The following is a 13804-nucleotide window of genomic DNA, read 5'->3' as shown; positions in this document are numbered from 1 at the left end:
AAAATATGAGAAAATCGATTATTATTTTGTTTTTAACCATAGGAGGATTATTAGTCTCGTGTAAAAAAGATGACTCTTTTACCCCTCCGTATCAGGGTAACCTTACCGCTTTTGAGGTGTCTTTGAGTAAGACGAATAACCTTCGCGCGGAAGTAACTGCAACTTTCAGCGGAGAAACGTCCTTCCATATAGCTTATTGGGAAGTGAACCATCCGGCACAAGTACAGCAAACCAATACCTATCAGGGCAAAGGGATAGAACGTAAAACGCTATTGTTCCTCAAACCCGATACTGAATATGCTTGCAAACTATTTTACGGCAATGGATTGGAAACCGAAGTGAAAACCTTTAAAACAAAAAATGTGGAGGCTTTCCTTCCTAATGCAACATTACTGATAGACGACCTAAAAGAAGATATAGGCGGTTATTTTTTTGCAAATGCCCGTAGGAATGGTACAAAAGCCATCTATATGACAGATACTAAAGGAGTAGTAGTATGGTATGAGCTAGTGCCCGAAGAGCCTTTGGTCGTAAATTACGATGCACAGCGTCAGCAGTTTTACATTCTTACCAATCCTACTTACCCCGTTGGAAGTCCTTATACTTTCAATGCTAAAAGTATTAAAATTATAGACCTCTTTGGTGAGGTAGTATTTCAAAAAGACTTTGCTACTGTTCCCGCACTTAACGGACGGGAAGTGCATCACGAGTGTCGCCCTATGCCCGATGGCAGTATAGGATTAGTAACCTATATTGATAAAACTTTCGACCTCACTGCACAAGGTGGTACAACCACTGATACTGTAAAGGGTGATGGTTTTGTGATTATGAATAGAAAAGGAGAAATCACCCAGCAATGGAGTTGTTTTGATTATGTAGACCCCACTACCGACCCTAATATAAAAACACAAGGGGTAAAAGAAGATTGGCTACACGCCAATTCCTTTAACTACGATAGCGAAGGTAATTACTATATGACGTTTAATCGTTATGGAGAACTTTGGAAAATTGACGGTAAAACAGGGAAGTTACTATATCGCATAGGCGAAAATGGCACCATAAAACCTGAGAAAAAATACTTTACTCACGGGATGCACTGTGCTAACCCGAAAGCACCTAACGAAGTGTTAGTGATTGACAATGCGCGTTCAGATTCCGATACGGGCTCGAGAGCTATTTTGTATAAAGTGAATGAACAAAGCAAAACAGTAACAGTTCCTATGGCAGTAGCACTTCCCAAAGATTTATCCTCATCAAACCGTAGTAATGCACAATTTATAGGTGAGGACTTACTACTAATCACGTTGAGTACCAAAAAACAAATAATCATTACCGACCGCAACGAAACACCCACCATAAAACGTTCTTTTATGTTGCCTTTTACTTTCTATCGAGCACAATATATCCCAACTATTAAATATTAAAAATCAAACCACCACCAATGAAAAAACTTATATTTAGTTTAGTAACACTATGTCTTATGGCTTGTAAAAGCACTGAGCCTGTAATTCATTACGAGGTAATTCCGCTACCACAATCCATTAGTTATACCCATCAGAAACCTTTTGAGCTCGATGCTCAAACCGTGATTACCTATCCACAAGGTGATGCCTTACTACAAAGGAATGCCCAATTCCTTGCCTCTTATCTTAAAGAAATCACAGGGCTAACCCTTACCACTGAGCCCAATGTAAATAGTGGAAAGGTTATTCGTCTTAAAACCGACCTTAAAAAACCTAACCAAGAGGCTTATCAACTTACCGTAGCAAGTGAGCAAATTACTATCAATGGAGCAAGTCCCGCAGGTGTGTTCTACGGCATACAAACCTTGCGCAAGTCGATTGACGTAACAGAACCTAAATCCTTAGCGTTCCCTACGGCTGTGATAGACGATGCGCCTCGCTTTGCCTATCGGGGAATGCATTTTGATGTGAGCAGGCATTTCTTTACAGTAGATTTTATCAAGCAGTACATTGATATACTTGCACTTCATAACCTTAATAAGTTCCATTGGCACCTCACCGATGACCAAGGGTGGCGTATAGAAATCAAAAAATATCCTCGCCTTACTGAGGTAGGTTCAACACGCAAAGAAACGCTTATTGGGCATTTGCTCAAAGATAAACCCCACCAATTTGATGGTAAACCTTATGGCGGGTTCTACACCCAAGAACAGATTAAAGAGATTGTAAAATACGCCCAAGACCGCTATATTACGATTATTCCCGAGATAGATATCCCTGGACATACCTTAGCTGTGCTCACGGGTTACCCTGAGTTGGGTTGTACAGGCAAGGACTATGCAGTAGGTACCAAATGGGGCGTGTTCGACGATGTACTTTGCGCCGGCAATGAGGCTTCTTATGAGTTCTTAGAAGGCGTATTCGACGAAATTACCGAACTTTTCCCCTCTAAATATATTCATATAGGAGGTGATGAGTGTCCTAAAACACGTTGGAAAGAGTGCCCTAAATGTCAGGCTAAAATTAAAGCATTGGGCTTAAAAGGCGACGGAGAACACACTGCCGAACAGAAACTACAAGGCTATGTGGTATCGCGCGTAGAGCAGTTCCTCAAGAAGAAAGGTAGAGAGGTAATAGGCTGGGACGAGATTTTGGAGGGAGATAACATTTCACAAGACGCGATTGTAATGTCGTGGCGAGGAACCGAAGGAGGCATCGCCGCAGCACAACGCCACAACCGCGCTATTATGACTCCGCATTACAGTTTGTATTTCGACTATAATCAAGGAGAAGACCCCAGTAAAGAACCACTGTCCATAGGCGAATACCTTCCCGTGAAAAAGGTGTACGACTACGAACCTATCGACCCTAAACTCACTCCCGAACAAGGTAAATACATCTTAGGAGCGCAAGCTAATTTGTGGACAGAGTACATCGCGAGTCCTGCGCACGCCCAGTATATGCTCTTGCCGCGTTTGGCTGCCTTAGCTGAGGTACAATGGACAGCCCCAGAGAAAAAGAACTATGCTGACTTTTTGAAGCGTTTAGACAACTTACTCAATTACTACCAAAAAGAGGGATATCATTATGCCAAACACGTCTTGGGTGTTACCCCTGTCATTCAGCCCGCTCCTAAGAAAGATGGTATTCAGGTAGAATTCCTCACCGTAGGCGATGGCAAGGTGTACTACACCACCGATGGCACTACTCCTGATGCTACCAAAACGCTTTATACCCAGCCTATCAAACTCAGCAACGAGGTGCTGTTAAAAGCAGTAGCTGTGCATAAAGATACCATAAGCGGAGTGTTTAGCTACCAGTCGTTATTTAATAAGGCTACTTACAAGCCTATACAATTACTCACTGAAACTAATCCTAAATACACTTTTGGAGGGGCTACAGCCTTAGTAGATGCCCAAATAGGTGAAGATTCTTATATCGATGGACATTGGGTGGGCTTTCCTGGTCGAGTGGGAGTAGAAGCAGTAATCGATTTAGGTAAAGAAGAAGAAATTAGCAATCTCAAAACAGGTTCTCTGTCCGATACGCCTAACTGGATATTCCCAGCCTCAGAAGTCGCTATTTACAGCTCTGCTGATGGAAAAAACTTTCAGCTCATCACTCAGCAACCTTTGAAGATAGCTCAGAAGACCGACCCTATCAAACGCGTGCCTATCAGTTTGAACTTTGCTAAAACTAAAACTCGCTATGTGAAAGTAGTGCTCAAAGGTACTGTAATCCCTGAATGGCACGAGGGTAAAGGCACACCAGCCTTATTGTTTGTAGATGAAATCCAACTGATGTAAAAATATATATTTTTCATATGTAATATTGCTTTTATTTAAAATTTGTGTACTTTTGCACATCGTAAAGACGCGACTACAAAACGCGTCTTTACTTTTTAGTATGCAAAAACCTTTAATATTAGTAACAAACGACGACGGTATTACCGCTCCTGGTATCCGTTATCTGATAGACATAATGAAAGAATTAGGCGAAGTAGTGGTAGTAGCCCCTGATTCGCCACAGAGTGGTAAAGGGCACGCCGTTACCCTCGATACTACTATGTACTGCGACCCTATGCCCTCACATAACGGAGCTACTCGCGAATACGCTTGTAGTGGTACACCTGCCGACTGTGTGAAAATAGCCAAACACGAAGTGTTGAACGGTCGTCTGCCCGATCTCTGTGTGAGTGGTATCAATCACGGTTCCAATGCTTCTATCAACGTGATATATTCAGGAACGATGAGTGCTGCTATCGAGGCGGGTACTGAGGGTATTCCTGCTATTGGTTTTTCATTATTAGACTCCAGTTGGAATGCCGACTTTTCGCAAGCGCGCTCTTATATCAAAAGTATTGCTGAAAAAGTACTCGCTAATGGGTTGCCCAAAGGGACAGTGCTGAATGTGAATATACCTAATATCAAGAAGGAAGAAATAAAAGGCGTAAAAGTATGCCGTCAAGCACGTTCGCGCTGGATAGAAAGTTTTGACAAACGTGTGAACCCGCAAGGGAGAGTGTACTACTGGATGACAGGTACTTTTGTGAATGAAGACCAAGGTACTGATACTGACCAATGGGCTCTCGAAAACGGCTACATTTCAGTAGTGCCTATTCAATTTGACCTTACGGCTCACCAAAATATTCAAGAGTTAAAGCAATGGGATTTTTAAATATAAATCAAAAACGCAAAGACCAAATCATTGGTTTTATAGCAGGTATTGTTGTAAACGTAATAGGGGTGATAGCCTATGTGCTTATTTTCTCTAAATTTAGTATTGCTACTACCTTGCAAGATGCCTATTACAAGAGATATTTAGGTAAACTCATACTCTTAGGAGCCCTATTAGACCTTGCTATCTTCTTCTTTTTTATCAATCGTTATGAAAACGAACGCGCACGTGGTGTACTTATCGCTTCGTGTGTATTAGCCTTTATAATTCTGCTATTACAATTCACTTAAAATTAAATACAATGAGAATCAGAGAATATGTAGTTTTCTTATACCGTATCTTCTTGGTATACTTATTTTATGCTATTGCACGTGGTTTGTTTATCTATATGAATCGCGGACTGATGGGTGATTATAACACATCCGACCTTTTCTATTATGGATTGGCGTTTGATAACTGTGCTATAATGTACACTAATTTGCTGTTCATACTGCTCAGTTTACTACCTTTGTGGGTAAATACCCATAAGAAGTTTCAGAAAGTAGTTTTTTGGTCGTACTTTATACCTAATACGATTGCTTATGCCACCAATTTTATTGATATGGCATACTACCCTTTTAGCAAGTCTCGCCTTACTTCGGCATCGTTTGCAGTTATAGAACACGAAAACAACAAAATGAAAATATTCAGTAGCTTTTTAGGAGGCTATTGGTATATGTTCGTAGGCTTCTTTTTACTGATAGCTCTTTGGGTTTTCCTTTATAAACGCGTGAAAAACGTCGAAGTGCCTATTGCTCAAAAGAAATCTTATTTTGGTTGGTCTGCTGTATTTTTCTTAGGCTTCGGTACTCTGATAATGATGGCTATACGAGGAGGTGGTTTTACTTCGGATACACGCCCTATCAATATGCTCGATGCTAGCCGACACGTAAATACAGCTCCTCAGGCTGATGCGATACTAAACACGCCTTTTTGTCTCATTCGCAGTATGGGTAAGAACAAAGGATTTAAAGAATATCACTTTGTAGATGAAGCCTACATCAATGAGAGTTTAAAACCTATTAAGCAGTACAACCGCGAAGTAGCTACCAAGCCCAATGTCGTCCTCTTTATTTTAGAAAGTTTCGGTAAAGAGTATTGGGGCTGTATGAATACTAAAACCCATATTCCTGACTTTAAGTCGTATACACCCTTCTTAGACTCGTTAGCACAACATTCACTTGTGCTCGACAATGCTTATTGTACAGGACGTCAGTCTATACACGGAATGTCGTCAATGTTGGCAGGAATCCCCTCTTTTCAAGTCGCTTACACCTCATCACCTTATGTAAAACAACCCACACAATCTTTGGTGTCTATTGCCAAAGAAATGGGCTACGATACCTCTTTCTTCCATTCAGCACCCAATGGTTCTATGGGATTCTTAGGTTTTTCTAATATCTTAGGCTTCGACCATTACTATGGTAAGAATGAGTACAATAACGATGCTGATGACGATGGACACTGGGGAATTTGGGACGAACCTTTTTTCCAATATATGTGCAGGACTTATTCTCAAAAGAAACAACCTTTCTTAGGCACTATTTTCACACTCTCCTCCCACCACCCTTTTCAAATTCCTAAGCAATATGAGGGCAAATTCCCTAAAGGCAACTTAGAAATTCACCAATGTATTGGCTATACCGATTACGCTCTCAAACAATTCTTTGAGTGTGCTAAAAAACAACCTTGGTATAACAATACTATCTTTGCTTTTGTCAATGACCACCCTAACCAAACTTATTACGACCTTTACAAAGAGCCTATTACAGGCAAAGGAGCGGCAATTATGTTCTACAGCCCTAACCCTAATTTAGTGCCAAAGGGTGTAAATTCAGATATTGCCCAGCAAATAGATATTTATCCTTCGTTAGTAGACCTAATGGGTTACCATAAGCCTTTCCGCTCTTGGGGGCGCAGTGTGTTTGCCAATCTTCCTGATGAAACGCCCCGCGCTTTTATCTCCGATGCGCTTATGTACCAAATGAAGCAAGGTAATTACATCTATATCATCGACGAAACAGGCAAGGTAAACGGAGTGTACAAGAAAGAAGACGGTGCTCTCAAAAACAATCTCTTGGGCAAGGAAGACAATGCCGAAATACAAAAAGGTATCAAAGATTTAAAAGCCTTTATGCAAGACTATATGGATAGAATTATCAACCATAAATTGAATAATTAGCAAATTAGTCAATTAGCAAATGAGAAAGCGCGATGTTTAGAATAATAAACATCGCGCTTTTTTACCTTTTACCTTTTATCTTTTACCTCTTACCTATTCAAGAGTAAGAAGGTATTTCTCTGCGTCCAACGCTGCCATACAGCCCGAGCCTGCTGCGGTAATAGCTTGGCGGTAGCGCGTGTCGGCAGCATCACCAGCTACAAACACCCCTGCTACATTGGTGAGCGAAGTGCCCGCTACATTCTTAATATAGCCCACCTCATCAGTGTCGATATAAGGTTTAAACACATCGGTATTAGGTTTGTGACCGATAGCTACAAAGAAACCTGTGATAGCTATTTCGCTTATCTCCCCTGTCTTGTTGTTGCGCACTTTAATGCCGGTAACTACTTGCCCGTCACCTAATATCTCTTCAGTTTCAGTATTGAAAAGCACTTCTATTTTTGGCGAATTGAGCACGCGTTCCTTCATAATTTGTGAAGCGCGGAACTCATCGCGACGCACGAGCATTGTTACTTTCGAGCAAATGTTCGCTAAGTAAAGCGCTTCCTCACAAGCCGAGTCGCCTGCCCCTACAATAGCCACGTGTTGATTGCGGTAGAAAAAACCGTCGCACACAGCACAAGCCGATACGCCTCCTCCTGTTTGCAAATAGTGCTGTTCTGAGGGTAAACCTAAGTATTTAGCCGAAGCACCCGTAGCGATAATCACAGCATCAGCGTGGAGCTCTTGGTCATCTACCCATACTTTGTGGGGGTGAGCCAAAAAATCTACCTTAGTCACCCAGCCGTTGCGAATATCAGCCCCAAAGCGTTTAGCTTGTTGCTCTAACTGCATCATCATTTCGCTACCCATTACTCCCTCAGGATATCCCGGAAAATTCTCTACTTCGTTAGTAGTAGTGAGCTGTCCACCAGGTTGTTCTCCTTGGTAAAGCACAGGGCTTAGGTTCGCGCGCGAAGCGTAAATAGCGGCAGTATAGCCCGCAGGACCTGAGCCTATAATTAGGCATTTTATCTTTTCAATGTTTGCCATAGCAATTTTTTCTTTCTTTTAATTAGGGTGCAAAACTACAAAAATAATACCAATCTACAAACCTGCCAATTTGTTAACTCCTTAATAGGGTAATGTTTCTACAACTGATTCTTTATAAAAACTCTCAGCAGAATATAATCTATCTCCGATACTGATGAACAAGCTGTTAGACGTATTTTCTTGCAAAAAATGTTGTAAAAAGTAGCTCAGTATATCTTGGGCTTCATTCAAAAAGATGTAGTATTGGTATAGGTAGATAGTTTTTACCTCAAAGGGGATTTGTACCAACCATTCTTTGGTAAATGTTCTTCTTAAACGGTTGTATTTAGAGAAACACACCCATTGATAGCCGTATTTATTGGAATATACTTGCGTATAATTCACCGAACCCGTTACTTTGTAAGGAATATCTTTCAAATAATCGGTAATAGTTACTTTATCGTCGGCAAAAAACAAGCAAACTTGCTCTGTAGCCACCAGAGGAGGTAATATAAAATCAGATTGCGCTAATTTTTCTTTCCATTTGCGCAAAATTTTTAGTATTAACTCACGGTTCTTCTTGCTTTTTACAAAAGTAGGGAGCTTCGCTACCATTGTCATTCCCTCACGTTCGCGTAGGTCAGAGGCAATATAGTCTTCCATTATTTGCAAATGGCTCATATTTCTCGCCCAAAACAAGTTACCACGCACGTTTTCTTGAAAAAAGTACGGCAACCCAAAAGTGCTATCACATTTCAGTCCGTTAGGTGCTATAGGGTTAGGTTTGTGGTACAACTTGTACTGAGGTTTCACGAGGTACTCTTCGCCACACTCAGGACATTTCACTTGGCAAAGGTCTTTCTTTTCTTTGAGTCCGCCTTGTCGTTGTTCAATTGGGGTGCCACAATTGGGGCAGTGTAGTTTTACTGTAGCTACAAACAACTCCAAATTTTCACTTGTTTTCTCAAATCCACAATGCTCGCAACGCACTTTACTGCCACCTTTATCTGTTACCACGGCAATTTTTTGACACTCGGGACAGGTTACCCAAGTGTCGTCTTTCCATAGAATAAGGTGTTTTTCGGTATATCGTTGCTTCGTCATTTTTACTTTTTAGTTATAAGTAATCGCTCATTAAAGAGCATCTTTTGTATAACAATCGTATAAGGTTTTTATAAGGTTTTTATAAGTTTCCTATAAGCTACCCCTCATTTTTACTGAGGTTTCGAGCCCCCACATTTTCAATTTCTGAAAGCAAAAGTACAAAAAATATACTAATAAACAAAAAATTAAACCTCTCATTTACTTTTGCAACAAACCTTAGTGAAGCTCCTCCCTCCGCTGGCGTGTTTCTTGTAACTCGCACTTCCGAGTCTCTCCGAGATTCTCCGAGAACTCTCATTAACCACACCTCCCATATGCTAATTCCTAAATTTGCTAATCTGCTAATTTTCTTTCAATTTCTCCACCCTAATTATTACTTATTTTTATGTCCGACAAGTCTAGCCAGTAGAACCAGTGATATGGGCAGATAGTAGCACTATAAGTCCAATCAGTATTCAGTTAGTATTCCATTAATCTTCGGTTAGTCTTTATTGTAGACCTACTGTAGAGCCACTGTAGACCTACTGTAGAGCCACTGTAGAGCCACTATAAGACTACTGTAGTTCCGTTTAAGGTTTATTAAAAGTCCGTCAGATGTCTCACAGAGCAACCACAAGGTACTTCTCGCTCCCTCCTCACAAGCACCTTTCATCTACCCACTTTTCACAAATCACCCCCGATAACTTATAATTCTTTATAAAAATAAATATACTTATATCGTGTTAATAATCAATGATATATAAAGAATTTTAACAGCTAATTAAAAAATCCAAAATAAAAAAATAGGAAATAATAAATGTTATTTCATATAAAACACGTATATTTGCGCCTTGCATAGAATAGCGTATGTACAGATTTATACACATTACATTGATACTATTGGCGATGCATATGGCATCGGCACAGCAACACGAAATCGGTGTTTTCTTAGGTGGAAGCAACCCCATTTCAGATGTTGGTAGAACCTATTATTTATATCCTAACAAAATCGCTTTTGGTGGGATATATAAATGGAATTTCCACGAACGTATGGCAGTTCGTGTGCAGGTTACTAAGTCCGAACTTAGAGCTAACGACGTCCAGTCCGATATCCCTGGTAAACGCAATCGAGGGTTCGCTTATTCAAGTGATATTACCGATTTGGCAGTAGGCACCGAGTTCAATTTCTTTAGCTACAGAATCGGCAATTTGCTCGATATGCCTATGACCCCCTATGTGTTCGTAGGTATAGCTGGGCTTTGGCACGACGATTTGTACTTCGACCCCTCCTCTCCCAAACCCGTTGAAGCTACCGATACTACACGTCGCGACTTCGATGTGGCTGTGCCCGTAGCTTTCGGTTTTAAAGCTAAAATCACTCGAAGGCTTGTTTTAGGAGGTGAAGTAGCTTTCCGTTTTGCCCTTACTAACAACGTCGATGGTAGTGCGCCCGAAAGAAAATCCTTTACATTCGGTAACATAGGAAGAAGTTACGACTGGTATGCCTTCTCAGGTCTTACCCTTACCTACACCTTCGGCGAATGGCCTTGCTATTGTAGATAATTTCACTTAAAACCAATGGAGATTACGAACTATCCAAAGCATCTGGCTATTATAATGGACGGTAATGGGCGCTGGGCAAAAAAACAAGGTTTGCTCAGAGCCTATGGTCACGAAAAAGGAGTGCAAACTGTGCGACAAGTAGTGGAATATTGTGTGGAACACGGTATTCCATACCTCACCCTTTTTGCCTTTTCTACCGAAAATTGGAAACGACCCGCCTTAGAAGTAAAAGCCCTAATGGAGCTATTGGTAAAGTTCCTAAAAAAGGAAGTTGATAATTTGCACAAGAATAATGTAAGACTCAAAACCATTGGCAATTTAGACCGTTTCCCTCCTAAACCACGCGAAGCCCTACTTGCTTCTATCGATAAACTCAAAAACAATACAGGGCTTACCCTTACCTTAGCCCTCAACTATGGAGCACGTGAAGAAATCCTAACTGCTATAAAAGAAATTGCAGCAAAAGTAAAAGAAGGCACACTTATTGCTAATACAATTACCGAAACAACACTACAAAAACACCTATACACCTACGACTTACCCGATGTAGACTTACTTATCCGCACCAGCGGTGAGGAGCGCATCAGCAATTTTTTATTATGGCAAATAGCCTATGCCGAACTCTATTTTACTGAAGTATTATGGCCTGATTTCACAAAAAAACACTTAGAAGAAGCCTTATCAAACTATCAAAATAGAGAAAGACGATTTGGAAAAACAAGCGAACAACTTACGTAAAACTATGCTGAAAAAATTTTTATTGCTTGCTTTCTTGGCTTTTGTAAGCCTTGTAAGTGCACAAGAAGAAGATAGAATATCATTAGGAAAAGGAAGAAAATATACAATTGGTGGCATTGAAGTTACTGGCGCAAAACGTTATAACGAACAAACTATCCTCACTACTTCGGGTTTGAAAGTAGGTGATGTAATCGAAATCCCCAGTGAAAAATTCAGCTCCATCATTCATAAGCTATGGGGCTATAAGTTGTTTAGCGATATTAATATTTATATCAAGCGCGTAGAAGGTGATACCGTATTCTTAGAGTTAGCTATCAAAGAAACACCTTCATTAGTCGATGTAAAAGTAACAGGTATCGGACAGAAAAAAGCAGAAACCCTCCTTAAAGATGCCGAAATTAAAAAAGGAGTAAAGGTAAACGAAAGCCTTATTGCTAATACTAAAAACTATATCACTAATAAATATCGAAAAGATGGTTATCTCAATACCAAAGTAACCATCGATACCAAAATAGATACTACCGATGCCAATGGTGTAGATATGCTCATTCACATCGATAGAGGTAATAAGGTAAAAATCGATAAAATTACTTTTGAAGGCAATCAGCAATTTACCTCAGCCAAGTTGCGCAAGAAGCTCAAAAAGACAAAACAAGTGCGTTTCGGTCGTTTCTGGAAACGCTCCAAATATGTTAAGAAAGACTACGACGAAGATTTAACAAACCTCGTAGATTTCTATAAAGAAAAAGGCTATCGCGATGCTCGTGTGGTAAACGATACGCTTATTAAAAATAAGGACGGTAACGTAAGTCTTAAAATAGCAGTAGAAGAAGGGAAGCGTTATTATTTCGGTGATATCCGCTTCTTAGGAAACTCAGTCTATAACGACCGTGTGCTCAATCAAGTATTGGGTATCAAAAAAGGCGATGTATATAACGGAGTATTGCTCAAAAAACGCATTCAAGACAATACCAAACCCGATGCCGAAGATATAACCAATTTATATCAAAATAGTGGTTATCTCTTCTCGCAAATACACCCTGTAGAAACCTCAGTAGTAAATGATACTATCAATTTCGAAATACGCGTGGTAGAAGGGAAGCCTGCTTATTTTAATAAAATATCAGTAACAGGTAACGAAAAGACTAACGACTATGTAATTTATCGCGAGTTGCGCACACGTCCTGGTTATCTATATAGCAAAGATGCCGTAGTGCGTACTGTTCGTGAGTTAGGACAGTTGCAACTATTCGATGCTCAAAACATCAATCCAGAGTTTAAAAATGCTGACCCTAATGCAGGAACCGTAGATATAGAATATAAACTCACCGAAACAGGTTCAAGCCAAGTGCAGTTGCAAGGAGGGTACGGTGGAGGCTCATTCATAGGTACACTTGCCCTTTCATTCAATAACTTTTCTATTCGCAACTTGTTCAACCCCAAAGCCTATCGCCCAGTGCCTATGGGCGACGGTCAAGCACTATCACTCAGTTTCCAAATAAGTAGGTACTACCGTACTTATGGGTTTTCATTCACCGAGCCTTGGATGGGAGGTAAACAGCCTGTGCAGTTCTCAGTGTCATTCAGTAGAACCGAACAGTTCGGGTATAGTTACAGGAGCTATGATGTAGATAAGAGTAAGCGTGTGTATATCACGGGAATAAGCGTAGGTTTAGCCAAACGTTTAAGAGTCCCCGATGATTATTTCCAAATCGCTCATACTTTAAGCTATCAGCATTATGATTTGAAGAATTATCCTAATTTAGGACTCTTTACTTTTAAAAACGGTAACTCTAATTCATTAGCTTATACTATTTCGCTATCGCGTAATTCAAGTGGGCCTAACCCTATCTATCCAATGTCAGGAAGTAGCTTTACCATTAGTGCGAAGCTTACCCCTCCTTACTCATTGTTCAATAAGGTAGATTATGGCAAACTACTTGAAGAACGTGAAACAGCATCTACCAATAAAGATTCTGAAAGAATAGCACAAATAGACCAAGAGCGTTTCCACTGGTTAGAGTTTTATAAGCTCAAGTTTACCTCAGCTTGGTATACCAATATTTACAGTAAATTTGTATTAAAGTTTGGTGCTGATTTTGGTTATTTGGGAGCTTATAACAGCAAACGCGGTATAGTACCTTTTGAACGTTTCTTTATGGGAGGCGATGGCTTAGGCTATTACTCGATGGACGGACGTGAAAACATACAAATGCGCGGGTATGAAAACTATGCCCTTTCCGCCGATGATGGCGAGACTGTGTTTAACAAGTTCTCTCTGGAATTGCGTTATCCTATTACTCTTAAACCAATGGCTTCTATCTATGGCTTAGTATTTGCCGAAGGAGGTAATGTACACAATGGATTAGAGAACTTTAATCCTTTCCAGATTAAGCGTTCAGCAGGTTTAGGATTGCGACTCTTTATGCCACAGTTCGGTATGCTGGGTATTGACTTTGGGTATGGTTTCGATAACCCTGCCAATAGCAATAACCGCAGTGGCTGGCAAACACACTTTATTTTTGGACAACAATTCTAATTTTTG

The 13804-nt window shown here is 40.3% G+C and carries 10 protein-coding genes; 8 read left to right on the top strand and 2 right to left on the bottom strand.

Annotation, left to right across the window (positions count from 1 at the left end):
• Nucleotides 1-5 precede the first annotated feature (5 nt).
• From HMPREF1528_RS10410 to HMPREF1528_RS10390, 5 genes are all read left to right on the top strand, one after another.
• Complete coding sequence (locus HMPREF1528_RS10410) at nucleotides 6-1424, top strand: aryl-sulfate sulfotransferase (RefSeq protein ID WP_016479708.1); 1419 nt, start codon at nucleotides 6-8, stop codon at nucleotides 1422-1424.
• A gap of 17 nt (nucleotides 1425-1441) precedes the next feature.
• On the top strand, nucleotides 1442-3769 hold the full coding sequence (locus HMPREF1528_RS10405; RefSeq protein ID WP_034568045.1) for a family 20 glycosylhydrolase: 2328 nt from the start codon (nucleotides 1442-1444) through the stop codon (nucleotides 3767-3769).
• A 100-nt stretch (nucleotides 3770-3869) separates the two neighbouring features.
• Nucleotides 3870-4640 carry a 5'/3'-nucleotidase SurE gene (gene surE, locus HMPREF1528_RS10400; protein WP_009422604.1) on the top strand — a complete coding sequence of 257 codons (771 nt, stop codon included), beginning with the start codon at nucleotides 3870-3872 and terminating at the stop codon, nucleotides 4638-4640.
• The gene (locus HMPREF1528_RS10395) at nucleotides 4628-4930 is read left to right on the top strand and encodes a hypothetical protein (protein WP_009411254.1); all 303 of its coding nucleotides are present in this window, start codon (nucleotides 4628-4630) and stop codon (nucleotides 4928-4930) included. The genes surE and HMPREF1528_RS10395 overlap by 13 nt, the downstream gene beginning before the upstream one ends.
• Nucleotides 4931-4941: 11 nt before the next feature.
• Nucleotides 4942-6861, top strand: a complete 1920-nt coding sequence (locus tag HMPREF1528_RS10390) for an LTA synthase family protein (RefSeq protein WP_016479706.1) — start codon at nucleotides 4942-4944, stop codon at nucleotides 6859-6861.
• A gap of 93 nt (nucleotides 6862-6954) precedes the next feature.
• Here HMPREF1528_RS10390 and trxB read toward each other — a convergent pair whose 3' ends face one another.
• Nucleotides 6955-7896: a thioredoxin-disulfide reductase gene (gene trxB / locus HMPREF1528_RS10385; protein WP_016479705.1), complete on the bottom strand. Its 942-nt coding sequence runs from the start codon at nucleotides 7894-7896 to the stop codon at nucleotides 6955-6957.
• Nucleotides 7897-7977: 81 nt separating this feature from the next.
• Complete coding sequence (locus tag HMPREF1528_RS10380; RefSeq protein WP_016479704.1) at nucleotides 7978-8979, bottom strand: hypothetical protein; 1002 nt, start codon at nucleotides 8977-8979, stop codon at nucleotides 7978-7980.
• 846 nt (nucleotides 8980-9825) lie between these two features.
• On the opposite strand from HMPREF1528_RS10380, the gene HMPREF1528_RS10370 reads away from it, so the two are divergent.
• The 3 genes from HMPREF1528_RS10370 to bamA are packed head-to-tail and all read left to right on the top strand — an operon-like array spanning nucleotide 9826 to nucleotide 13798.
• On the top strand, nucleotides 9826-10521 hold the full coding sequence (locus tag HMPREF1528_RS10370; protein WP_034554165.1) for a DUF6089 family protein: 696 nt from the start codon (nucleotides 9826-9828) through the stop codon (nucleotides 10519-10521).
• A 15-nt stretch (nucleotides 10522-10536) separates the two neighbouring features.
• Nucleotides 10537-11259, top strand: coding sequence for an isoprenyl transferase (locus tag HMPREF1528_RS10365; protein ID WP_016479702.1), 723 nt, complete (start codon nucleotides 10537-10539; stop codon nucleotides 11257-11259).
• A gap of 4 nt (nucleotides 11260-11263) precedes the next feature.
• Nucleotides 11264-13798, top strand: a complete 2535-nt coding sequence (bamA, locus tag HMPREF1528_RS10360) for an outer membrane protein assembly factor BamA (protein ID WP_016479701.1) — start codon at nucleotides 11264-11266, stop codon at nucleotides 13796-13798.
• Nucleotides 13799-13804: the final 6 nt, after the last annotated feature.

The organism is Capnocytophaga sp. oral taxon 336 str. F0502, assembly GCF_000411575.1.
In the GTDB taxonomy this organism is placed as follows: Bacteria; Bacteroidota; Bacteroidia; order Flavobacteriales; family Flavobacteriaceae; genus Capnocytophaga; species Capnocytophaga ochracea.
Note: the sequence above shows the minus strand (reverse complement) of the source record. Positions and strands in the feature narration are given on the sequence as shown.